Origin of the sequence: Rummeliibacillus sp. TYF-LIM-RU47 (assembly GCF_008638315.1) — a bacterium.
In the GTDB taxonomy this organism is placed as follows: domain Bacteria; phylum Bacillota; class Bacilli; order Bacillales_A; family Planococcaceae; genus Rummeliibacillus; species Rummeliibacillus stabekisii.
Genome location: NZ_VVIR01000003.1, coordinates 46,775 through 70,101, shown reverse-complemented (window position 1 = coordinate 70,101; position 23,327 = coordinate 46,775). Strand labels below are relative to the sequence as shown.

The following is a 23,327-nucleotide window of genomic DNA, read 5'->3' as shown; positions in this document are numbered from 1 at the left end:
GAGTGTCCACATTTTTTAAGGACACTCCATTTTTTTATATCAAAAAGTTAAATAATTCAATCTCTATGCATAGTATAAGTAAAGCGTTAAGAATTATCCCAATGCAAACGCCAAGTGCAGAGTTTCTAAATTAAGAGATGGGTGAGGATATAATGGCTGAAAATCCGAATAAGCATTTTGTCATTTCACAGGAAAATTGGTCTCTCCATCGCAAAGGGCATCAAGACCAGCAACGCCATATGGAAAAAGTAAAAGAAGCTATCAAAAGCAATTTGCCTGATTTGGTCAGTGAAGAAAACATCGTGATGTCGAATGGGAAAGATGTCATCAAGATTCCCATTCGTTCATTAGATGAATACAAAATTCGTTATAACTATGACAAATCGAAGCATGTAGGCCAAGGAAAAGGAGACAGCAAAGTTGGAGATGTAATCGCCCGTGATGGCAGCGGCCAACAAAATGGGCCAGGCAGAGGGAAGAAGGCCGGAGACCAAGCTGGGGAAGATTATTATGAGGCAGAGGTAAGCATAGAAGAAGTGCAAAGTGTATTGTTTAAGGAGCTTGAACTGCCGAACTTACAGGAAAAAGATAAAGCAGAAATCCAATCGGAAAAAATTGAATTTAATGATATACGTAAAAAAGGGTTAATGGGCAATATTGATAAAAAACGGACTATACTGAATGCCATCAAACGAAATGCGATGAAGGGGAAAGCCGAGATTGCCCCTATTTATAATGATGATCTTCGTTTTAAGACGTGGGATGAGGAGATTAAACACGAATCAAAAGCTGTGGTGCTTGCGATGATGGATACAAGTGGCTCTATGGGGAGTTTTGAAAAATATTGTGCGAGAAGCTTCTTCTTTTGGATGACGCGTTTCCTGCGCACCAAATATGAAAGCGTCGAAATTGAATTTATTGCACACCATACGAAAGCGAAAGTAGTGACGGAAGAGGAGTTTTTCACAAAAGGGGAAAGCGGAGGAACGATTTGCTCATCTGCCTATGTGAAGGCCCTTGAACTCATTAACGAAAAATATCCACCTTCTAAATACAATATATATCCTGTCCATTTTTCAGATGGAGAAAATATGTCTACTGATAATGATGCTTGTTTAAAACTTGTACAGCAATTAATGGGCGTGTCCAGCATGTTTGGATATGGAGAGGTCAACCAGCATAATCGTTTTTCAACGATGATGTACAACTATAAAAAGATTGTAGACCCTAAGTTTCGCCACTATGTCCTTAAAAGTAAACATGATGTATACGAAGCGCTGAAATGCTTCTTCCAAAAAGAAGTCGAAGAACAAAAGTTATAAGATTCAACACAGCTAGAGATAGAATGTTAGGTTAATAAGCGCGGAGGAGGATTAAAAAATGGAAAGAGAACTTCAAATAGCAATCGAAGAAATTACTGAGATTGCTAGTGGTTTTGGGTTAGACTTTTATCCAATGCGCTATGAAATTTGCCCCGCGGAAGTAATCTACACAATTGGCGCTTATGGAATGCCAACACGTTTTACCCATTGGAGTTTTGGAAAACAGTTTCATAAGATGAAGTTGCAATATGATTTAGGCCTAAGTCAAATTTATGAACTTGTGATTAATTCAGATCCTTGCTATGCTTTCTTGCTTGATACGAATTCATTAACTCAAAATAAATTAATCATCGCACACGTTTTAGCTCACTGTGACTTCTTTAAAAATAATATTCGTTTTTCCAATACACGAAGAGATATGGTGGAAAGTATGACTGCTACTGCAGAGCGTATTGCCCACTATGAAAGGCTGTATGGAAAAGATGAGGTAGAAGAGTTTCTAGATGCTATTTTAGCGATTCAAGAGCATATTGATCCTTCATTAATGCGGCCACAGCTCGGCGAAAAATCAGAAGAAGTGGACATAGGAGCTCCACGGAAAAGAAAATCGCCTTATGACGAGCTTTGGAATTTAGAACAACAAGAAGAAGAACCTCTATCCACTCGCTTCAAGAAAAAGAAATTCCCCGAGGAACCAGAAAAGGATCTCCTCTTATTTATTGAAACACACAGCCGCGAGCTGGAGGACTGGCAGCGAGATATTTTGACGATGATGAGAGAGGAGATGCTCTATTTCTGGCCGCAATTAGAAACAAAGATTATGAATGAGGGCTGGGCATCTTATTGGCATCAACGCATTATGCGAGAGTTAGATTTATCGACGGAGGAAACAATTGATTATGCTAAGCTGAATGCAGGCGTTCTCCAACCATCCAAAACCTCTATTAATCCGTATTATTTAGGAATTAAAATTTTTGAAGATATTGAAGAGAGATACAACAATCCAACAGAGGAAATGAAAAGGCTTGGCGTAGCACCCAATTCGGGGCGCCAAAAAATGTTCGAAGTGCGAGAAGTTGAATCGGATATGTCCTTTATTCGTAACTATTTAACGAAAGATCTAGCGAAACGGGAAGATCTTTATTTATTTGGAAAACAAGGATCTGATTATCGAATTACAGATAAAGACTATGTAGCAGTGAGGGACCAACTCGTTCAGATGCGCGTCAATGGTGGCTTCCCTTACATTGTCGTCGAAAATGGTGATTATCTAAGAAATGGAGAGCTCTTTTTAGTACATGGCTATGAAGGAATGGAGCTGGATCCTCGTTATTTAGAACAGGTCCTGCCTTATGTTTATCAGCTGTGGGGGCGGCCCGTGCATCTTCGAACAGTAGTAGAAGATAAATTTGTTCTTTATTCTTATGATGGAAAGAAAAACTCAAGAAAGTATCTTTAATACTGATTAACCCATGGAAAACTCTATGGGTTTATTTTTTTTCTAATAATAGACTAAAAAAATAGGTATTATAGTTTATTGTGTAGGTAAATGTATTTAACTAATAGTTCTATTTACATGCATTGATATAAGTCAATAGTTGAGAATATGAAAATTGTTAAAAAACCCTGTTGAAGAATAGAGTAAATGAGCTATGATGGATTAGGATGTTTTTCCAAAAAAAGTTTAATAGGAGGTTTTTAAGTGAAGCAAAAAAACACTCGCAAAATTGCTGTTTGGCTATTAGCATTTGCTATCATTCTAGGATTGACGCTTCCGCCGCAACAAAGCTTTGCAGCAGAAACGACTACTGCAACAGCAATTGATGATGCGACAGCTATAACAAATGGCGCGGCCGTTAAAGGTTCATTTGACCAACCAGGTGTATATTGGTACAAAGTTACACCAACGAAAGAAGAAGTTTCAAAATACTCACATATAAAATTCGATATAAACAGTGACCAAGTCGTAAATGTATCTGTTTATCCTAATAAAGCAAAAGCAATCGCGGATGATGCTTTTGAGCAATACGTAACAGGGACAGTTTCTGATCAAGCTGCTACTATTTCATTCCCTTACGCATGGGAAGGACCTTATTATGTGAAGGTGGAATACAGTGGCTTTGCAGATGATCTTCCGATGGAAGGTCTTAGTGAGGATGAAGGTAGTAGCACAGACTCAGTCAACTATAGTATCACAGCAAAATCTGTTAAGCTTTCACCTGCTAAAGAAGAAGCAACAGGCTCTGTATGTCCTGTTGAATACAGTGTCGCAAAACAAAAAAGTGCTACACAAATCTTAAAAGATATCCGTCTATTCCGTGATGGTACTCTAGCAAAATCAACACAAGGCAAGCAGCTATCATCTTTATACTACAAAGCAGCACCATTCCTTGTGGCAAAAATGATTTTTAACAAAGATACAAAACAAGATGTGTACAAGCATTTGGTTGAAATTCAACCGCTTATCACTGATTTAAACCAAAATGGCGGAAACAGCACACGTGTTATCAGCAAATCAGAAGCGAATGCGATTAAGCAGCTTTTCGACATTGCACATGCTGCAGTACCAGCTAAATTACAACAAAGCATGGATGCTATCGCGAAAAAAGTACAGATTGATAGCCTAGCGGGTGAAGATTTAGTAGCTATCGCGAAAAATGTTGGTATTAAATTAAATGGAAACTCAGCTTCAGGTAAATATATTGTTAAATTAAAAGATGGCAAGACATTGAAATCTGTACAATCTAAAATCTCTGGTAACAAAACGTTCTCTACATTATCAAATGTTGAACACTCAGATGAGTTGCTTGACAATACGTATGTGGTAGAAATGGATGCAAAAACAGCAAGCATGAGTGCAAAAGCTCAAACTAAAGCACTTCAAGCAACTGTTTCCCAAGTAGAAAAGTTAAATGAAGTGGAATATGTAGAGCCTGTCCAAACCTACCATGCGCTATCTAGCGATGTTTTATCAAGTTATCAATGGTCATTAAAGAATCTTGGTAAAAATGAAGGAACAAAAGGCGCGGATGTTCAAAATGATAAACTTCAATCACTATTAAGCACTAAAAAAGTTAAAGATACAGTCATTGCAGTTGTAGATACTGGCGTTGACTATACTCTTGCTGATTTAAAAGGACATGTTGATCCGTCTATCGGCAAAAACTTTGTTGACGAAACAACAGGTCCATTAGATGATAATGGTCACGGTACACATGTTGCGGGCATTATAGCAGCAGAGGCAAATAATGGCTATTCAATTCAAGGGCTTGACCAGCATGCAAAAATTATGCCTGTCAAGGTGTTAACAGCTGATGGAGCAGGCGATACAGAAACAATCGCTAGAGGTATTAAATATGCTGCAAGCCATGGCGCAAAAGTAATCAACCTAAGCCTTGGTGGTTCATATAGCCGTACACTTGAAGCAGCAATGCAATTTGCATCTTCAAAAGGTGTAGCAGTTATTGCAGCATCAGGAAATGATGGCCAAATGGGCATTTCATATCCTGGACGTTCTCGCTATGCTATTTCTGTAGGTGCTACAAACGATTGGGACATTGTGTCGGATTACTCCAACTTCGGTGAAAAATTAGACCTTGTTGCACCTGGTACGAATATTCCTAGCCTTGTGCCAAACGGTAATGTGACATATATGAGCGGTACTTCAATGGCAGCGCCTCACGTAGCAGCTGTTGCTGGATTATTACGTTCTGTTGATTCTACATTAAGCGTTTCTGATATCAAAACAATTCTTCACCAAACTTCAAAAAATGTAACCTTTGAAGGGAAAGATAACACTGGTGAGGACGGCAGCATCTTTGATATGTTGTTAGGCGGCGACATGGATCCGGAAGATTTCGACCTTCGTGTCGGTACTGATCTTGTATCAGGCTATGGCCGCTTGAATGCATTTAACGCAGTAAGTACTGCAGATTTACGAGTAAAAGTACATCCAATTCTAGAAAGAGCAACTTCAGTAACAGGTAGAGCAAAAACTGGTTCTAAAGTTATCGTGAAAAAAGGCTCTAAAGTGATTGGTAAAGCCACTTCTGTACATGGAAAATTCAAAGTGAAAATTCCTGCACAAAAAGTGAATCAACACTTAACAATGACAGTGACGAATCCATCATATAAAGCTGCTTCAACATTAGCTTTGTATGTAGCAAAGGACAATCGTCCGGCAGCACCAGAAGTAAAAACTATCACAACTAAAACAACAGTTGTGACAGGTTTTGCAAAACCTAAATTACAAGTAGTTATGAAAAACTCAGCTAAAAAAGTAATTGGCAAAACAACAGCTTCAAAGAATGCTCAATTCAAAATTAAGCTGAAAAAACAAAAAGCCGGCACAAAATTATATTTCAATACGGTTGATTCTAAAAAACGCTCAAGCAAAACAGTCACAGTTACTGTGAAAAAGGCGAAAAAATAAAAGAAAAGATAAAAGCCCCTACTATAGGGGCTTTTCTTTTTAGCCTTTTATATTTCAAAAATTATAGGCAAAATCATCGGTCTTCTTCTCGTTTGTTCAAATAAATATTGGCCAACCGATTTTTTTACTTTTCGCTTTACGATATTCCATTGCTGTGCGTCTCTACCCTCTAAATCTTCTATTGTAGATGCAACGAGGCGGTTGACCTTTCCGAGCAATACTTCATTATCTTTCGCATAGACAAAGCCACGGGAGATAGTGTCGGGAGGGGCAGTCATGCTGCCGTCTTCTTTGCTTATGGTGAGTACAATGACGAGCATCCCATCTTCAGCAAGCTGTTTTCGGTCGCGTAAAACAATTTCGCCCACTTCGCCTATGTCAATGCTGTCAACATAGGTATCCCCAGCAGGAATTTTACGCGTTTGCCTTGCTTCTCCTTTTTCAATATCCAGCACGTCTCCGTTTTGCATAATAAAGGTGTTGCCTTCCTCTACGCCGACAGACTCAGCCAACTCACGGTGAAGATACAGCATTCGATATTCGCCATGAATCGGAACAAAGTATTTCGGTTTCATAAGTGTCAGCATCCATTTCAAATCTTCTTGGTAGCCATGGCCGGAAACATGCATGCCTGTAATGCTAGATGAGCCATAGATGACTTTTGCTCCAAGCTGGAAAAGATTATTGACAATACGTGATACATCTTTTTCATTGCCCGGAATAGGAGAGGCTGAAAAAATAACAGTGTCTCCAGCATGGATTTGAACATCACGGTTATCTGATGTCGACATTCTGGAAAGCGCAGCTAACGGCTCCCCTTGACTGCCGGTACAAAGTACCACGACTTCTTCAGGGGGCAGATTCATAACAGTTCGTGCATCTACTAATAATCGCGGAGGTACCTGCAGATAGCCTCTTTCAATGGCAATTGGAACGACAGTGAGCATACTTCGTCCTAACAAAGCCACTTTGCGGTTTGTCTTTACAGCTGCATCGATAATCTGCTGAACACGATTGATATTGGAAGCAAAGGTAGAGATTATGATTTTCTTCTCTGCCGCGAAGAATGCTTCATCAATATGTTTTCCCACTTCTTGTTCAGAAGGAGCGGATCCTGGGCGTTCAGCATTGGTACTCTCTGATAAAAGAGCCAATACGCCTTTGTTGCCGATTTCTGCCATTTTATGGACATCTGAATATTGAGCATTCACAGGTGTTAAATCAAATTTAAAGTCACCTGTATGTACAATGATTCCTTCTTCAGTAGAAAAGACAATTCCCAGGCAATCTGGAATACTGTGACTCGTCTTAAAGAAGCTCACTTCTATGCGATCAAATGCAATCACTGTATTGGAATTTATTTCATGAAGCTTTGTTTTACGTAATAGCTTATGCTCTTTTAATTTGACTTCAATAAGGCCAAGGGTAAACCGAGATGCATAAATAGGAACATTTATCTTCTTTAGGAAATAAGGGATGCCACCAATATGATCTTCATGGCCATGCGTGACAATCAGACCACGAATCTTTTCTTTGTTTTCCATGAGATAGGTGATATCAGGGATAATCAGGTCAATCCCCAATAGACTTTCATCGGGGAACTTGCCGCCGCAGTCAATAATCAAAATTTCATCTTCATTTTGGATAGCATACATATTTTTGCCGATTTCATTTAATCCACCCAATGCAAAGATGGATAAAGCGTTCGTATTGTTTTTTGCCAACTGTATAACACTCCTCTTGCCAGATTTCTTATCTTCATCCCTAGTATGGCGTAATAGAAAAGCAGTTATGCAAATGGAATAGAATGAAATGTTTTAAAAAATACACAAATACCAAAAAACGTCTGAGCTGTTCCATCTCTGATTTGAAATAACTTGAAAAAGGGTATAAATTGAAAAAGAAAAGGGGGAAGATGAAATGATTGGAAATTACAAAAACATACTTATAGGTATTGATGGCTCTAAAGAAGCTGAGTATGCCTTAAAAAAGGGCGTTGAAATCGCTAAACGTAACCAAGCTAAGCTACACTTGGTGAATATCATTGATTCAAGAGCGTACGCTGTATTAGATTCTTATAACCTAACAGATGAACAAAGAAATGCAGAACAATTTGCTAAAAGTCTATTAGAAGGCTACAAAGAAGCAGAAACAGCTGGCGTTTCAGATGTTAATTTAATGGTTGAATACGGCTCACCTAAAACAGCTATCACAGGGGATATTGCTAAACAAGTGGAAGCTGACTTAATTATTTGCGGTGCAACAGGACTAAATGCGGTAGAGCGCTTCTTAGTCGGTAGTGTTACCAATGCGATTGTCCGCACTGCAAACTGCGATGTGCTCGTTGTCCATCCACCATACTTAGAAGATTAATAAAAAAAGTTGGCCACAACTATTTGTTGGCCAACTTTTTAAATGGATTATTTTAAATTCCGACGCAAAAATGATTTTGTCCGTTCAAATTGTGGGTTGTCAAAGACTTCTTCCGGTGTGCCTGCCTCCAGGATTTCACCTTGATCCATAAAGAGGACACGATTTGCGACTTCACGTGCAAATCCCATTTCATGCGTTACCACAATCATTGTCATTTGCTCTTTAGCCAATTCTTTCATAACGCTTAACACTTCTCCTGTAAGCTCAGGGTCTAGTGCAGACGTTGGTTCGTCAAACAACAGAATGTCCGGCTGCATCATGAGGGCTCTTGCAATCGCCACACGCTGTTTTTGGCCGCCTGATAGGTTAGAGGGATAGGCAGATGCTTTATCTGCCATGCCTACTTTTTCTAGCAATTCCATACTGCGCCGACTAAGCTCTTGAGCAGATTCTTTCTTTACAAGCTTAGGTGCCATTTCTAAATTTTCCTTTACCGTTAAATGAGGAAAGAGATTGAAATGTTGAAACACCATGCCCATTTTGGTAGATGCTTTCTTTAAATCTGAAGGTGAGGCATAAGCACCTTTATTTACGAGATATTCACCATCAATATTGATAGTGCCGTCATCTATTTTTTCAAGGTGCACCAAGCTTCTGAGCATAGTACTTTTTCCTGAACCAGAGGGACCGATAACGGCTACCACTTCGTTTTTTTGTACATCAAAGGTGATACTTTTTAATACTTCTAGATCGCCAAATGTTTTCTTTAGATTGGTCACTTCCATTATTGCCATATCAATTGCTCCTCTCTATTCAAATGTAAACCGTCGCTCGATCCACTTGAAAAGCAGTGTTAAGATTAGTGTCATGATTAAATAAATAATGCCGGCTATAAAGAATGGCACAATAGTGAAGTCCCGATTTACAGCTGTTTCCGCAAAATGTAATAATTCTGGTACAGCGACTGCATATAAAAGAGCAGTATCTTTAATTAATGTCACAGATTCATTTGCAAGTGATGGGATGGCAATCCGAAACATCTGTGGTAGGATAACACGCACTGTAGTTTGGAACTTGTTTAAGCCCAGTACTTGAGCTGCTTCATATTGACCTTTATCGATAGCCAATAAACCACCTCGGAATATCTCTGCAAAGTATGCCGCGTAATTTAGGATGAATCCGATACACGCTGCAGTAAAACGGTCTAATACTAAATATTGTCCAATTCCCGGTATCATAGGTAAACCAAAACAAATAATTAATAATTGTAGCAAAAGCGGCGTGCCCCGCATGATATAAATATAAGCTTGGGCTAATAAGGAAAGTAGTTTGATGCTGCTGTTGACAGCTAATGTTAATAAAAACCCAAGCGGAATAGATAGCACAATGGCTATGATAAATAATAATAGCGTCATTTGAGATCCTTGAAGCATTGGCTTTAGAATCGTCAGGATATAATCTAAACTCATGTCATTTCCTCCTATAAGGCTCGCGCGCCTATTGTCCGCACAGCGAAAGCAATTCTTCCTATACGAATAGCATGTTTAAGGAATGGGCACCCAAGCCTCAAAATAAAGGGAGAATCATTTCTTTATTGTTGTTACTTTAACACCTTGTCCTCGCCGAACCATTTGTTTGAAATTTTCTTCGCAGTACCGTCTTCATTCATACTGTCTAAAGCCTTTTGCAGTTTATTTAACAGTTTTTCATTGCCTTTTTTCACACCGACGCCATATTCTTCAGGTGATAGCGATTCATCTAATACTTTAAATGTGCCAGGATCTTTGGCCATATAATAATCAATTACCACTTCATCAATAATCACGGCATCTGTTCGACCGCTTTTCAGATCATTTAATGCCATCACATTATTTGCATACTCACTAGTACTTTTGAGAGTAGCTTTTATAGGGCTCGCATCTAAAGCGTCCGCAGCAGAAGATTGAGCTTGCAGACCGACGATTTTGCCTTTTAAATCTTTTAATGAAGAAAGGTCTGTTTTTGCTAGTGTTGCAACGACTTGCGCATTTTTTAGATAAGGTTTAGAAAAGTCTACTTTTTTCTTTCTTTCGTCCGTAATGGTATAACCATTCCAGATTAAGTCAATACGTCCGCTATTTAATTCGGATTCTTTCGCTTTCCATTCAATAGGCTGAATATCTACTTTATAGCCCATTTTCTTGGCAGCAGCTTTTGCATAGTCGATATCAAAGCCTACTAAGTTATTATCTTTATCTCGAAAGCCCATTGGCGCGAATGAGTCATCTACACCGATGGTCAATGTTTTTGAATCAGAACTTGATTTGCTGGAACATCCAGCAAGTATGCCTAGCAGCATAATGGATGTAAGGAAAAGCATGGATAAACGTTTCATAATTCAGACCCCTTGCTTAATAGATTTTTATTTACACTTTAGTACACTAGTATGCTAACACGATAAAATTATAACATCCTTTTGTTTTTGAGTAAAATATTTTTTTAGATTGTTTTTAAGAGCTTAGTAAAAAAATTTGTATAAATTTATACATAGTACAATCCTTCATCACAATAGACTGAGGGTAGAGTGATTTTGAAGGAGTGATAGAGGTCGCTGATTATTTAAAAAGTGCAGTGTATGAACATGACTTTTGGCTAGAAATCCTAATGAATCATGGTCAATTTATTCGTGACTCTTTATATGAATCTGAAAAAGAAGCTATTGAGAAAGCAAAAGGTTTTATCGAGCGTTTTAAGGAGCTTCATGAAAAAGTAAAGGCATTAGATATTGCAAGCGCGCCAAGATTTGCAAGTGAGGCCAATGAAGCGGCAGAGCAATTAAAGCAATTCAAATTCGATATCATTAGACGTCAATTAGAAGGAAAGATCGGAATCCATTTAACCCCTTCATTTATTGGACATATGGTGCTGGAGCTAGAAGAGTACCAGAATGTTTTGGGTTATTTAGAAAAAGGAGAAGTTCCGCCCATTTTTCATGAGTTGCACCATCACTTATTATGGTTGAGAGATGCTTATGGGCATGCGGGAACAATAAACGATAATATGGATGGAGTGGAAAAGAGGCTCAAAGAAAAAAGCCATTTGTTCACTCAGCATTTTGAACAGTTTTATTTAAAGGCAGTGGAGTTAACTACTTTTTTGCAGGCTAATATAGATTCTTTCCCAGCGTTGAAACGGTTTAATAATGAAGTAGACGTTGAAATGAATTTGTTTAAAACATTTTTGCTAGAGTTAGAGGAACACGAGCTAAGTGCTGAAGTATTAAGCAACTTTACAGCACCCATGGCAGAACATATGGCAAAGGAGGAGCAATACTATTTATTGAAGTTAGCAGAATCGAGAAGTGCATAGGAAGGCATGAAAAAAAGAGAATGAAAAACCCAAGAATACTTGATTCTTGGGTTTTTGATTATTAGTCTTCAAATAAATCGGATGATAAATATCGCTCGCCTGTGTCTGGTGCAATGCAAAGCACTTTAGCAGTAGGTGGCAGCTTTTTAGCTACTTGAACTGCCATAAAGGCTGAAGCAGCACCTGAAGCGCCAACAAAAATACCTTCTTCCGCTGCAAGGCGGCGTGCCATGACTGTAGCATCTTCATCTTCAATATGAAGAATTTCATCATAGATATCTCGGTTTAAAATAGAAGGGACAAACCCAGGGCCTGTGCCAGGAATTTTATGCGGTCCAGGTTGGCCGCCAGAAAGAACTGGTGAACCCGCTGGCTCTACTACATAGATTTTTAAATCAGGTAACTGTTTTTTCAGCTCTTCACCTGTGCCAGTTACTGTGCCGCCTGTACCTGCTGTTAAGACAAAGGCATCCAATGAACCATCAAATGTATCTAGGATTTCCACAGCAGTTGTTTTACGATGGGCATCCGCATTAGCTTGGTTATCAAATTGCATAGGAATGAAGCTATCTGGAATGTCTTTTGAGAGACGTATAGCTTCATCAATAGAACCTTGCATCCGAAATTCGGATGGCGTCAAATGAACCTCCGCACCATACGCTTTCATAATTTTAATACGTTCCTTTGTTGCATTATCAGGCATCGTAATGATGCAGGGGTAACCTTTTACTGCACACACCATAGCAAGACCAATTCCTGTATTGCCTGAAGTCGGTTCAATGATTGTGCTCTTACCAGGAATGAGTTTTCCTTCTTTTTCAGCTCTTGTAATCATATTGAGAGCTGCACGGTCTTTTACGCTTCCTCCAGGATTAAAAGACTCTAATTTAATAAAGACTTCTGCTCCAGTTGCTTCGGGAATTTTATTCAACTTAACGATTGGAGTTTTTCCGACTAAGTCGAGAATAGAATGATAGTAGTTCATTCTAAAGCCACCTTTCAATACTATTTTCAATCCTTCTGAATCCATTTCAAAAACCTTTACAATAGTGTATTAACGAAATGTGAAATTTTTAATCATTCATAATGTCAATTCATCTCACAGGACACAAGGCCATCCATTTATTGAAATTGATTCTGTATCTACACCTGTATTTTAATTATTCTTATAAGATTACTATGATATATAGTAATACAGAGAATTTTCATTTTCAATGATATTAAATTATTGAAGTATTCTCTAAACAAAAAGAAAAGGCTTGTTTTGAAAAAAGAATGTTCGAACAAACCTTTAATCTATTCAATTGGATTAAGATTGTTGAAGATCGTTTTTCGAATAAAGCCATTAAGTCTAGGAATGATAAATAGAATGTAGGTATACAGGTTAATAAATTGTCTGTATATACAGGATTATGAGGATTCTCACACTTTCATTTGGAACATTATTTGTATGTATAATGTATAAACATATTACTAGTAAATTAGAAATAATTTAGTTTAATAAAGGTTTAACTTTTCTTTTATTTCTTGAATGATTTCAATGATACTATTCTTTTCAGTATCTATATACTCTCCAAAATCATATTGTTTGTAGGCTTCTAAACATTTATCGGTTTGTTGAAAACACCAGTTTCCTTCTTCCTCTCCACGGAGCCTTAACCTTTCGTAAATTGTCTCTTTACTTGCACTCAAGCAAAAGTGATGGGTTTGATCATCAAAACTTTTAAATCCGTTGTAAATGAAATGAAAGTATTCTATTTTCCTAATCGTCATTGGCACGATTAGATTGATCTTATATTTTGTAATTAACCTTTTTGCCACATCAACAGTTAACTCTTTCCATAATTCTAAATCTTGAAAGTCTCCTGTAGTGGATTCTGTTCTTTTTATATCAATAGGAATAACATTTCTTAACATATAACCTATCTCTTCAGGGTCATATATCATACTATGTTCAATTTCATTTTGAAGCGTATTTGCAATAGTGGTCTTACCCACACCAAATGCTCCGTTTATCATAATAATCATTACACCTTCTCCTCACTTTTTATTGTTAATGAAATTATAATTACTTATAAAAATGAATGCTAACCTTAGTTAAGGCAGGCCTGCTTTTTTGCGTTTTAATTGCTGTTTTTGGGTACTTATTCTATAAATAAGTCCTGGGAAAAATAAATTTGTCCAATTTGTGAATGAATTGTTGACATTTTGTGTCCGACTGGCGTATTATATAGACATAAAGTTGTCACAATTGAACGTTTAAATTAAAAAATTAAAGGGGGATGCGAAAATGAATTTTAATGATCTTATCCTAATAGCCGTATATTGCATGAGCATTCCGTTGGTTTGCGCAGTATTCTTCGATGCGTTTTACGCAGAGAAAAAGAGACGTAGCTTTTCATTGAAAAGAGTCTCTGGCTGGTATGCTTTATTCTTTGTTTTATCTTTTGTTCCAACAGTTATGTTTTTTGCATCATAAATATGATTTTAAGTAGGGAGCCATTAAAAATGGCTCCCTTTTTTAATGATTGTTACCTAAAACACTATGAAAATAGTGTAAAAAAAATAGATATAAAGTTGTATTAAAGTGGATGGAACTCCATTATAATAAGGGAAATACGTTCCCTATAGACATAATTTCTTGTGGCTTTTGAATAAATATATAGGGTGTGTTGCTGAAAACGAAGGAGGATCATCTTATGTTTCCAAAGTTAAAAAAACACTATCAATATTTCTCTTCCACACCTGGTACCGATCTTGTCGCCAATGAAAGATTTCAGCGCAAACTTGATTTTTTGGGACTTTCCTCTATTAGGAGAGAAGCGGTAAAAGACTTATGCGACCTGTATATTGAACATCACGAAAAGATCTTGACGAGCTTCTATGAACATTTAATGGCTATTCCGGAATTTAAAGAAATAATCGATACGTATTCACATGTTGATCGTCTAAAAATAACCTTTGACCGGCACTTCCGTAGCCTTTTCCAGGACGACTTGGATTTACAATATGTTTTTGATCGCCGTAAAATCGCGCATACACATGCGAAAATTGGTGTATTGCCAGATTGGATGATTTCAGCATATACCTATATCAATCAAATGATTATTCCACTGATTATTAAAAAGTATAGCCGAGACATTGAAAAGGCAATGGATGTCCTTTTAGCTTATGAAACGTTGGTAAGTATAGACCAGCAAATCATTGTTGAGACCTATATAGAAATACAAGCAAACTCTATTGTAGATGGATTAGGCGAGATTATTTCCTATAATACTAGGCTTGATCAGATTAAGGATTTGAGGGATTTTCAAGAAATTCAAATGCAAGACGTCATGGTTGTAAATGAAGCGATGGAACAATTAGAAGCGGGTATAGAAGAAGCATCTTCATCTATCCAACACATCACCTATGACACGCAAACAGCATTGAAGGAATTGAATAAAGGTATTAGCTCGTTACAATCAGTACAAGAGTTGCTGGCAGTAACAGATGAAGATCAAGGAAGCGTTAATGAACATGTCTCAGATTTGGTTAGTACAGTCAATAATGTCTCTCAGCTGGTAAAATTTATTCAAGACCTAGCGGAACAGACAAACCTACTTGCATTAAATGCATCGATTGAAGCCGCAAGAGCAGGAGAGGCTGGTAAAGGTTTTGCCATTGTAGCAGAGGAAGTAAGAAAACTGGCAGATCATACAAAGACCTCTGTTAAGTCTGTGCATGAAGACATTCAAAAGCTCTTAATTACTACAAAAAAGATTAATGAATTAACAACTAAATCAGCAGAAGATTTACATATTGGCTCCCTTGAAGCAACAGGCATTACAAAGACATTAGCTGCTTTGAATGAAAACCTACAAGATCAAGGTGAAAATATCGAAGATGTCGCTTCAGCCTCTAAGCAGCAAGCTACCGCTGCTAATGAAATCGTAGACAGGATACGCAATATTGCTGAGCATGCTGTCAAAAGCAAAGAATTATCCCATACAACGGGAGAAATTATTTATACACTTAGCAAAATGATTATAGATTACCGTACAAATACCATTTCAAAGAATTTTATTATCAGTCAGGAAGATGTGATATCATTGGCTATTACTGATCATCTGCTCTGGCGTTGGCGCATCTACAATCTACTTAGCGGTTTTGAACAATTGAGCGCCGAGGATATTGGAACGCACAAAGAATCACGGCTTGGAGAATGGTATGATGGAATGGGCAGAGAATTGCTTGGAGATGAACCTGCATTTAAGGAATTAAAAGTACCACATGAACAGGTACATGAAATCGCAAAATTGGCCATAAATGCTTATAACGCTGATAAGAATCAACTTGCAGAAAAATATTTAGCTGAATTGGAAGCTTGCTCACAAACTGTGATTGAAAAATTAGAAACACTTAAAGAGGTAATTCTTTCAAGAAAAGCCCCATATCTAACAAAATAAAATAGTAGGAAGTTAGTGCTGTAACGTAGGGAAGTAGTTCTATCTTTCTTAAAAATCCAACTTTATTAGAGATATTTATGGTGAGCACGCAACCTAATGTTATATAATTTGTCCTGTTAGATAGAGAGAAATGAGTGAAGAAGTTGTCTTATATACTTCAATACACACTTGATATGCTAATTGTTATGATGATTGCTGTACCCTTTGTTATTTTCATTCGTTTACGGATGAAAAGAAAACAAAAGGCCTCTCAACGTAATCCGCTTCGTGAAGCAGGAGTAATTATTTTTGGGATTTATTTAGTGGGCTTGTTTTATGAAACCATAATCCCTAAAAATGGCGTTAGCTTTAGCTATGCGGAAAAGCGAATCACGGATACCGATTCTTTAGGAATCAACCTCCATTTGTTTCGTGTATTCACAGATGTATATAACGCCATACATTATTTAGGTTTATGGCAACCGTTTTTTATTAACTTTCTCGGGAATATCGCTATTTTTATGCCCATTGGATTTCTTCTTCCAATGTTATGGCGGAAAATGGAAAAATTCTTCTATTTATTGATCGTCGGATTTTGTTTATCCCTTTTTATTGAAACGATGCAACTTCCCCAGTACCGAAGCACAGATGTTGATGATTTATGGCTTAATACGTTAGGCGCTCTATTGGGTTTTCTGGTTTATCACCAACTAGTAAAAAGAATGCCTTGGCTGAAAGAAAAATTCAAAAGAAGAGTTTAAATAAACTTCAAGATGGGGAAAGTTTAAATGGCATTAATGTTAAGAGGAGATACAGCATGAACAAGCAATCAACAATCGAAGAAGAACAAAAAAAAGATGATCTAATAGATAACCTAATGAAGCTTGGTGTATTCAAGCTGCAAGATCTGCAACTTTACCAAGTTTCATTGGAAGTATTGAAGAAAGAATATAAAAAACGGACAAATTAACGGATTGCTACTCAGTGGCAATCTTTTTCGGTATGTAAGGGTACATATAAATGGAAAAATAGAGTATAATCAAGAGATGTCGAAAGTTGTCAATGACATTGGCTAAAACATGAATTAAAGTGAATTGATATAGATAGGAGATATTTAATATGTGTGGATTTACAGGATTTATCGGTGAGGTTTCAAACCCTGGCCTTGTACTAGAAAATATGATGAACCAAATTATACACCGCGGCCCGGACTCGGCGGGAGACTTTACAGATGGACTAGCAGCTCTTGGGTTCCGTCGTCTTAGTATTATCGATGTAGAGCACGGTAGCCAACCGCTTTATAATGAAGACCAATCATTAGTATTAATTTTTAATGGTGAAATCTATAACTTCCAAGAAATTAGAGAAGATCTTCTTGCTTGTGGCCATACGTTTAAAACGGATACAGATAGTGAAGTATTGATCCATGGATATGAAGAATACGGCCCTAAACTTGTCCAAAAGCTACGTGGTATGTTTGCTTTTGTGATCTGGGATCGCAATAAAAAGCGCTTATTCGCTGCACGTGATATGTTCGGTATTAAACCTTTCTATTATGCACATATGAATGGAACGCTATTATTTGGCTCTGAAATTAAGAGTTTCTTGCCACATCCGCATTTTGAGAAAACATTGAATGAAAAAGCATTAAAACCTTATTTAACATTCCAATTCCCTGTATTGAACGAAACTTTCTTTAAAGGTGTATTCAAATTGCCAGCAGCTCATTATTTGACTTTTGAAGATGGCAAATTAGAAGTGACACGTTATTGGGAGCCAAAATTCCATCCGGAAGAACGCCCTCTTGATGAGATTGTCGATGAGATCGATGACACTGTCCGCGACTCTATTAAAGCACATGAATTTTCAGATCCAAATGTTCAAGTGGGTTCATTCTTATCATCTGGTGTTGACTCAAGCTATGTAGCTTCTGTTTTAAAACCGGATAAAACTTTCTCAGTTGGTTTCAGCGCACAAAACTTCTCTGAAATTGACAATGCAAAAGAATTATCAACTGAATTAGGTATCGAAAATATTAATGAAGTACTTGATCCTGAAGTTTGCTTCAATAAATTAGATGAAATTCAATATATGATGGATGAACCACATTCTAATCCGTCTATCGTTCCACTTTATTTCTTAGCAGAATTAGCACGTAAACACGTGACAGTTGTATTGTCTGGGGAAGGTGCAGATGAATTATTCGGTGGTTATGCAGAGTATGATGAAACACCTTCTATGCGAAAATATAAAAAAATACCTCAATTAATTCGTCGTCCAATCGCAGAAGTAGCTAAAGTTTTGCCTGAACTTAGAGGCAAACACTTCTTAATGCGCGGTGGTCTACCAGTAGAACAAACATTTATTGGACAAGCGCATATCTTTGAAGAAAAAGAAGCGACTGAGATATTGGCAGATCGTTACAATCATGCACCTACTGTAGAAGACTTAGTAATGCCTGTTTACAAAAAAGCTGCAGGTGAAGATGATTTAACGAAAAAACAATTGCTAGATTTGAATTTATGGTTAGTAGACGACATTTTATTGAAAGCAGATAAAATGAGTATGGCGCATTCTATTGAATTGCGTGTACCATTCCTTGACCGTGAAGTTATGAAAGTAGCATCTAAGGTGCCATCACGCTACCGTGTCAATGAACAAGATACAAAATTTGCTTTCCGTAAAGCTTCAGAACGTGCATTACCATCAGAATGGGCAAACCGCAAAAAAATCGGGTTCCCTGTTCCTATCAGACTTTGGCTGCAAGAAGACAAATACTTCAACAAAATTAAAGAGGCTTTTGAATCGCCAGTTGCAGCACAATTCTTTGATCAACAAGCAATCGTTCAATTATTAACAGACCATTACGAAGGAAAAGCGAAAAACCAACGTAAAGTATGGACAATCTATATGTTCCTAGTATGGTACAACAAATATTTTGGCTAATATTCCCTTTCCCTATAAATTGCAATCTAATCAGTGTACCTGATTGAGTGTTCCAGTTGGGCATACAGGCAACAATTCACCGACCCTTATCATTAGCTTAAATGGTAGGGGTCGGTCCCTGATGCCTGTTATCCGGGATATAAAAGGATGTTATGCATGTTAAAGAGAAGTATAATGCCTCGGCATGTGCTCCTCTTTTGCTTTATATTGCTTTTTTCCGTTTATCTGAGCGGTTGCAGCAGTGTATTTCCAGCAAAAGAGGGAGAGCAGGATGAGGGCATAAAAGTGTTAACCGTCGCCTTTGGGAGCAGAGAACCCATACCCAATACAAAGGTAATCGTTCGTGACTTAGATACAGACAAATTAATTACCACTGCAATTGGGAACAGTGAAGGCGAATTGACGTTACATTTGGAGAGGAATCGCAGGTATTTGTTCATCCCCTCACATGAAGATTTTAAGAACGAAGAAACAGCGAATGTCTCGAAAGTGATTAAGATTAAAGATGATACAACTTATGTGGTACTGGAAACCTACAATCAAGAAGATAAAGCAATGGACGTGCCTGTTGTTCTACAAAAACCTGAGCTTCCCCACGGATGTGAAATAACTGCAATGACCGCAGCATTCAATTATTATGGTTTAAACTTGTCTAAAATTAAGATGGCTCGCAAGTACTTGCCTACACAGCCATTAATTAATCGTGACGGCAAACGAATAGGCCCAGACCCGGCAAAAGCATATGCTGGTGATCCAGCTAATGTGAATACAGGTACCTATGCGTTTGCTAAAGTAATTGAAAAAGCAGCGAAGAAAGTATCGAAGGATTATCATGCAGATATTCAGGTACAAAACCTCACAGGCGCAAGCAAGCAGAAGATTATTAGTACTGTCAAACAGGGTATCCCTGTCATGATGTGGGTAACACTCGATTTAACAAAGCCACAAACAAAGGAAGGCTGGTATATCGAGGGGACCATGAAAAAAATGTCCATGTATCGTAATCTGCATGTTGTGGTGCTTACAGGTTATGATGATGGAAAAGTCATTGTAATGGACCCATTGCACGGTTATGTATCACATTCCGCGTCCAAGTTTTTTGCAAGTTATAAAGACTTAGGCAAGCAAGCAATAGCTCTTAAGAAACACTAAAGCAAATCTATTCGTATATTCGTGATATAAATGAAAATATGGTACACTAATGGCATTAAAATAAGAAATTAAGTGAGATGATCAGCGTTGGCAAAACAACCATTTTTACCTATATTAATCGGCTCAGATATGAACGCCTATGGCATGGCTCGCTCATTCTATGAAGCGTACGGCATTAAGCCCATTGTGGTCGGCCGAGCACATTTAACAGCAACACAAAATAGCCGTATACTCCATTTCAGACAAGTTCCAAATCTAAAAGAGAACTTCCTAGAAGAGATGAAGAAAATTGCAAAAGAATATAGAGACCAAAAATTGCTTCTTATGGGATGCGGCGATGACTATGTCAAACTTATTATTAAAAATAAACCGGCCCTAGAGGAGCATTTTACCGTTCCATATATTGATGAAGCGTTGATGGATCGTATTTTATTAAAAGAAAACTTTTATAAAATATGCGATCAATATCAATTTAGTTATCCAAAAACAGATACATGCACATATGAAACGCATGAAAACTTTGAAGTGAAATTCAACTACCCCATTATTATCAAGGCTTCAAACTCAGTCGCATATTGGGCTTGCGAATTCCCGGGTAAGAAGAAAGTATTCTTAGCACAGGATGAAGCGGAAAAAGATGCGATTTTAAAAGCGATATACAGTTCGTCGTATAAAGATCATTTAATCATCCAAGAATACATTCCAGGTGATGATTCCTATATGCGTGTATTAAATGCTTATGTTGCAACAGACGGCAAAGTAAAATTAATGTGTTTAGGAAATCCAATTTTAGAAGAGCATACACCAGAAGGAATCGGAAGCTATGCAGCAATCATTTCGACATATGATAAAGAGCTTCTTGACCAAGTGCGTTATTTCTTAGAGGATATCGGCTTTACTGGTATTGCCAACTTTGATATGAAGTATGATGAGCGTGACGGCAAATATAAATTATTTGAAATCAATTTACGTAACGGACGAAGCAGCTACTATGTGACTGCTGCTGGCTACAACTTAATGCAATATGTAGCAGATGACCGAATGCTGCATCTTGAACAAGAGTGCACATATGCGCAAAATGAGCATCTTTGGACCATTATTCCGAATGGCGTACTGTTCAAATATGCAGAAAATAAAGAGCTTAAAGCAAAAGCGCGTAAGCTAATCCAAGAGGGCAAATCAACCAACTCGCTGTTCTACAAAGAGGACATGAACTGGAAACGTTGGATCAAACTAACGCTGAACAGTCTGAATTACTATCGCAAGTACAAAAAATACTTTAACAAAAAAGGTTTGTCATAAGAAATGGACAAGTTAGTACTGGGGATTATTGGCGGGGTTGGGCCGCTTGCAACGATGCTACTCGGAGAAACCATTGTAAGAAGAACAAAGGCGTTTAGCGACCAAGAGCATATGCACTTTATTATCGATAATGATACGCGTATTCCAGACCGGACAGCATTTATCCTTGATCAGACACAGGCTAGCCCGCTTCCTTTTATGGCGGAAGATGCACAAAAACTAGTGAATGCCGGAGCGGAACGAATTGTTATTCCTTGCAACACAGCACACTACTTTTACGATGAATTGCAAAAGGAAACAAAGGTACCGATTTTGCATATGATCCGGGAGACAGCTAAAAAGGCAAAGCAGCTTCAAGCAAAACGTGTGGGGATTCTTGCTACAACAGGAACACTTTCATCAAACTTATATCAAGAAGCTTTAGTTCAAGAAGGTCTTGAACCGGTTGTTCCAGATGGAAAATTGCAAAAGCGCTTGATGTCTATTATCTACGATCATGTGAAGGCAGGCAAAATGATATCAAAATCAGTTTGGCAGCCAATCGAGGATGAGATGAAGAAAGCAGCTTGTGATTATATCATTCTAGGATGTACAGAGCTGTCAGTTGTAAACCGTTCTTTAGCGCTTGATAATCGATATATCGATGCGCTTGTCGTGCTTGCAGAGCGTGCAATCGAAAGCTGCGGCTATGAGTTAGCCGATTAGTATAAAACTTTTCTTAGGAATTTAAAGGGCCCGTCTACAGAGGCGGGCGTTACATACATTAGAAAAAGAAAGAAGGTGCAGGCATTATGGCATTTTTAGATTTATTAAATGAAGATTTACAGCAAAAATGGAAGTTTCCATCTACAATGCCCATTCAAGAGCAGATGGTAGAAGCATTTTTGGAGGGAAAAGATGTAGTAGCTGAGTCTCCTACAGGAACAGGTAAAACGTTAGCGTATCTGTTGCCGATTTTACAAAAGGTAGATGGTGCTAAAAAGGCAACTCAAGCCCTTATTGTAGCTCCATCGCAAGAGTTGTGCATGCAAATCGTAGAGGTGATCCGTACATGGATTACTGGCACAAATATTACTGTAGTCCCTTTGATTGGCGGTGCAAATCCACAACGCCAAATTGAAAAGTTAAAGAAAAAGCCAACGATAGTTGTAGGAACGCCAGGACGTTTAAATGAACTTATTACAAGTAAAAAACTAAAACTGCATGAAATTAACATGATTGTTTTAGATGAAGGGGACCAACTATTAAGTCGGGATTATCGTGTTATCGTAAAAGGCTTTATAGATGGAGCAGCTCATGGCCGACAAGTAGCTGTGGTGTCTGCAACGGTAACAGAAGAAATTGAGCTTGTGGCGAATAGAATGCTTCATGATCCGGTACGAATCAAAATAGCAGCAGCAGAGGTTCCAGCAAGCGGTAAGGTCGAACATTCCTTCATAAAAATAGAGGAACGAGATAAGACAGAACTATTGCGAAAGCTGTCAAACCTTTCAGGGTTGCGTGGACTAGCTTTTATCAATAACTTAGACCAAGTGATGATGAAAGAATCAAAGCTAGGTTTTCGCAATGCGCCGATTGTAGCCTTGCATTCTGAGATGAAAAAAGAGGAAAGAAAATCAGCGATTGAACGTTTCCGCAAGGGTGATGCGCGCGTCCTTCTCGCTACAGATATTGCGGCAAGGGGCTTAGATATAGAGGGGCTAACACATGTTATTCATGTCAACGTGCCATTCACAAAAGAGCAATATATCCACCGTTCAGGCAGAACAGGAAGAGCTGGCAATAGCGGGGAAGTACTTACATTACTTGCACATCATGAAGAACAAGCATATCTAAAACGCATGAGAGAATTAGAAATTGAGCCAGTTGAGAAAAATTGGTCAAATGGCCAATTAAAAGAGGGAAAGGCAGAAGCCAAACCTAACAAAGGGAATAAACGCTATTCAACGAATGGTACAAATGCAAACAGAAAAAACAAGGGCGATGGGAAGAAACCTTATCACGCAAAGAAAAGAGGGAAATAAT

20 protein-coding genes are annotated in these 23,327 nt (G+C 37.9%); 14 read left to right on the top strand and 6 right to left on the bottom strand.

The features are described from left to right. Nucleotides 1–152 precede the first annotated feature (152 nt). The 3 genes from yhbH (at nucleotide 153) to F0527_RS12965 (ending at nucleotide 5,754) form a co-directional block, all read left to right on the top strand. On the top strand, nucleotides 153–1,322 hold the full coding sequence (yhbH, locus tag F0527_RS12975) for a sporulation protein YhbH (RefSeq protein ID WP_150285176.1): 1,170 nt from the start codon (nucleotides 153–155) through the stop codon (nucleotides 1,320–1,322). 58 nt (nucleotides 1,323–1,380) lie between these two features. Next, complete coding sequence (locus F0527_RS12970; protein WP_150285175.1) at nucleotides 1,381–2,781, top strand: SpoVR family protein; 1,401 nt, start codon at nucleotides 1,381–1,383, stop codon at nucleotides 2,779–2,781. 243 nt (nucleotides 2,782–3,024) lie between these two features. Next, entirely contained in the window at nucleotides 3,025–5,754 is a 2,730-nt protein-coding gene (locus F0527_RS12965) for a S8 family peptidase (RefSeq protein ID WP_150285174.1), read from the top strand. 47 nt (nucleotides 5,755–5,801) lie between these two features. On the opposite strand, the gene F0527_RS12960 is transcribed toward F0527_RS12965, so the two are convergent. After that, on the bottom strand, nucleotides 5,802–7,409 hold the full coding sequence (locus F0527_RS12960; RefSeq protein ID WP_150285285.1) for a ribonuclease J: 1,608 nt from the start codon (nucleotides 7,407–7,409) through the stop codon (nucleotides 5,802–5,804). A 265-nt stretch (nucleotides 7,410–7,674) separates the two neighbouring features. Here F0527_RS12960 and F0527_RS12955 point away from each other — a divergent pair, with 265 nt between their 5' ends. Next, on the top strand, nucleotides 7,675–8,127 hold the full coding sequence (locus tag F0527_RS12955) for a universal stress protein (protein ID WP_066789814.1): 453 nt from the start codon (nucleotides 7,675–7,677) through the stop codon (nucleotides 8,125–8,127). 47 nt (nucleotides 8,128–8,174) lie between these two features. Here the strand turns inward: F0527_RS12955 and F0527_RS12950 are convergent, their stop codons facing one another. The 3 genes from F0527_RS12950 to F0527_RS12940 form a co-directional block, all read right to left on the bottom strand. Continuing rightward, complete coding sequence (locus F0527_RS12950; protein WP_150285173.1) at nucleotides 8,175–8,921, bottom strand: amino acid ABC transporter ATP-binding protein; 747 nt, start codon at nucleotides 8,919–8,921, stop codon at nucleotides 8,175–8,177. Between the two features lie 15 nt (nucleotides 8,922–8,936). Further along, a complete protein-coding gene (locus F0527_RS12945; RefSeq protein WP_066789802.1) occupies nucleotides 8,937–9,596 on the bottom strand; it encodes an amino acid ABC transporter permease in 660 nt (219 codons plus the stop codon). 131 nt (nucleotides 9,597–9,727) lie between these two features. Next, the gene (locus F0527_RS12940; RefSeq protein WP_066789800.1) at nucleotides 9,728–10,501 is read right to left on the bottom strand and encodes an amino acid ABC transporter substrate-binding protein; all 774 of its coding nucleotides are present in this window, start codon (nucleotides 10,499–10,501) and stop codon (nucleotides 9,728–9,730) included. 269 nt (nucleotides 10,502–10,770) lie between these two features. Here F0527_RS12940 and F0527_RS12935 point away from each other — a divergent pair, with 269 nt between their 5' ends. Further along, the gene (locus tag F0527_RS12935; RefSeq protein WP_150285284.1) at nucleotides 10,771–11,475 is read left to right on the top strand and encodes a DUF2935 domain-containing protein; all 705 of its coding nucleotides are present in this window, start codon (nucleotides 10,771–10,773) and stop codon (nucleotides 11,473–11,475) included. Between the two features lie 61 nt (nucleotides 11,476–11,536). On the opposite strand, the gene cysK is transcribed toward F0527_RS12935, so the two are convergent. Then, nucleotides 11,537–12,460, bottom strand: coding sequence for a cysteine synthase A (gene cysK, locus F0527_RS12930; protein ID WP_150285172.1), 924 nt, complete (start codon nucleotides 12,458–12,460; stop codon nucleotides 11,537–11,539). A 512-nt stretch (nucleotides 12,461–12,972) separates the two neighbouring features. Further along, complete coding sequence (locus tag F0527_RS12925; protein ID WP_150285171.1) at nucleotides 12,973–13,503, bottom strand: AAA family ATPase; 531 nt, start codon at nucleotides 13,501–13,503, stop codon at nucleotides 12,973–12,975. A 262-nt stretch (nucleotides 13,504–13,765) separates the two neighbouring features. On the opposite strand from F0527_RS12925, the gene F0527_RS12920 reads away from it, so the two are divergent. From F0527_RS12920 to F0527_RS12880, 9 genes are all read left to right on the top strand, one after another. Beyond that, nucleotides 13,766–13,954, top strand: coding sequence for a hypothetical protein (locus F0527_RS12920; RefSeq protein WP_066789788.1), 189 nt, complete (start codon nucleotides 13,766–13,768; stop codon nucleotides 13,952–13,954). A gap of 220 nt (nucleotides 13,955–14,174) precedes the next feature. After that, entirely contained in the window at nucleotides 14,175–15,923 is a 1,749-nt protein-coding gene (locus tag F0527_RS12915) for a protoglobin domain-containing protein (RefSeq protein WP_150285170.1), read from the top strand. A 185-nt stretch (nucleotides 15,924–16,108) separates the two neighbouring features. Continuing rightward, nucleotides 16,109–16,663, top strand: coding sequence for a VanZ family protein (locus F0527_RS12910; RefSeq protein ID WP_223823605.1), 555 nt, complete (start codon nucleotides 16,109–16,111; stop codon nucleotides 16,661–16,663). Nucleotides 16,664–16,719: 56 nt separating this feature from the next. Then, nucleotides 16,720–16,872: a Fur-regulated basic protein FbpA gene (locus F0527_RS12905; RefSeq protein ID WP_084246948.1), complete on the top strand. Its 153-nt coding sequence runs from the start codon at nucleotides 16,720–16,722 to the stop codon at nucleotides 16,870–16,872. A gap of 149 nt (nucleotides 16,873–17,021) precedes the next feature. Further along, nucleotides 17,022–18,848 carry an asparagine synthase (glutamine-hydrolyzing) gene (gene asnB / locus F0527_RS12900; RefSeq protein WP_066789777.1) on the top strand — a complete coding sequence of 609 codons (1,827 nt, stop codon included), beginning with the start codon at nucleotides 17,022–17,024 and terminating at the stop codon, nucleotides 18,846–18,848. A gap of 156 nt (nucleotides 18,849–19,004) precedes the next feature. After that, nucleotides 19,005–20,000, top strand: a complete 996-nt coding sequence (locus F0527_RS12895) for a C39 family peptidase (RefSeq protein ID WP_190323481.1) — start codon at nucleotides 19,005–19,007, stop codon at nucleotides 19,998–20,000. Between the two features lie 129 nt (nucleotides 20,001–20,129). Further along, on the top strand, nucleotides 20,130–21,302 hold the full coding sequence (locus tag F0527_RS12890) for a carboxylate--amine ligase (protein WP_066791933.1): 1,173 nt from the start codon (nucleotides 20,130–20,132) through the stop codon (nucleotides 21,300–21,302). A 3-nt stretch (nucleotides 21,303–21,305) separates the two neighbouring features. After that, a complete protein-coding gene (gene cuyB, locus F0527_RS12885) occupies nucleotides 21,306–22,007 on the top strand; it encodes a cysteate racemase (protein WP_150285169.1) in 702 nt (233 codons plus the stop codon). An 86-nt stretch (nucleotides 22,008–22,093) separates the two neighbouring features. Beyond that, nucleotides 22,094–23,326, top strand: coding sequence for a DEAD/DEAH box helicase (locus F0527_RS12880; RefSeq protein ID WP_150285168.1), 1,233 nt, complete (start codon nucleotides 22,094–22,096; stop codon nucleotides 23,324–23,326). Nucleotide 23,327: the final 1 nt, after the last annotated feature.

Coding starts and splice junctions, on each gene's coding strand:
- yhbH (WP_150285176.1), top strand. CDS start 153: ATGGCTGAAAATCCGAATAAGCATTTTGTCATTTCACAGGAAAATTGG.
- F0527_RS12970 (WP_150285175.1), top strand. CDS start 1,381: ATGGAAAGAGAACTTCAAATAGCAATCGAAGAAATTACTGAGATTGCT.
- F0527_RS12960 (WP_150285285.1), bottom strand. CDS start 7,409: ATGTATGCTATCCAAAATGAAGATGAAATTTTGATTATTGACTGCGGC.
- F0527_RS12955 (WP_066789814.1), top strand. CDS start 7,675: ATGATTGGAAATTACAAAAACATACTTATAGGTATTGATGGCTCTAAA.
- F0527_RS12950 (WP_150285173.1), bottom strand. CDS start 8,921: ATGGCAATAATGGAAGTGACCAATCTAAAGAAAACATTTGGCGATCTA.
- F0527_RS12945 (WP_066789802.1), bottom strand. CDS start 9,596: ATGAGTTTAGATTATATCCTGACGATTCTAAAGCCAATGCTTCAAGGA.
- F0527_RS12940 (WP_066789800.1), bottom strand. CDS start 10,501: ATGAAACGTTTATCCATGCTTTTCCTTACATCCATTATGCTGCTAGGC.
- F0527_RS12935 (WP_150285284.1), top strand. CDS start 10,771: ATGAATCATGGTCAATTTATTCGTGACTCTTTATATGAATCTGAAAAA.
- cysK (WP_150285172.1), bottom strand. CDS start 12,460: ATGAACTACTATCATTCTATTCTCGACTTAGTCGGAAAAACTCCAATC.
- F0527_RS12925 (WP_150285171.1), bottom strand. CDS start 13,503: ATGATTATTATGATAAACGGAGCATTTGGTGTGGGTAAGACCACTATT.
- F0527_RS12920 (WP_066789788.1), top strand. CDS start 13,766: ATGAATTTTAATGATCTTATCCTAATAGCCGTATATTGCATGAGCATT.
- F0527_RS12915 (WP_150285170.1), top strand. CDS start 14,175: ATGTTTCCAAAGTTAAAAAAACACTATCAATATTTCTCTTCCACACCT.
- F0527_RS12910 (WP_223823605.1), top strand. CDS start 16,109: ATGATGATTGCTGTACCCTTTGTTATTTTCATTCGTTTACGGATGAAA.
- F0527_RS12905 (WP_084246948.1), top strand. CDS start 16,720: ATGAACAAGCAATCAACAATCGAAGAAGAACAAAAAAAAGATGATCTA.
- asnB (WP_066789777.1), top strand. CDS start 17,022: ATGTGTGGATTTACAGGATTTATCGGTGAGGTTTCAAACCCTGGCCTT.
- F0527_RS12895 (WP_190323481.1), top strand. CDS start 19,005: ATGTTAAAGAGAAGTATAATGCCTCGGCATGTGCTCCTCTTTTGCTTT.
- F0527_RS12890 (WP_066791933.1), top strand. CDS start 20,130: ATGAACGCCTATGGCATGGCTCGCTCATTCTATGAAGCGTACGGCATT.
- cuyB (WP_150285169.1), top strand. CDS start 21,306: ATGGACAAGTTAGTACTGGGGATTATTGGCGGGGTTGGGCCGCTTGCA.
- F0527_RS12880 (WP_150285168.1), top strand. CDS start 22,094: ATGGCATTTTTAGATTTATTAAATGAAGATTTACAGCAAAAATGGAAG.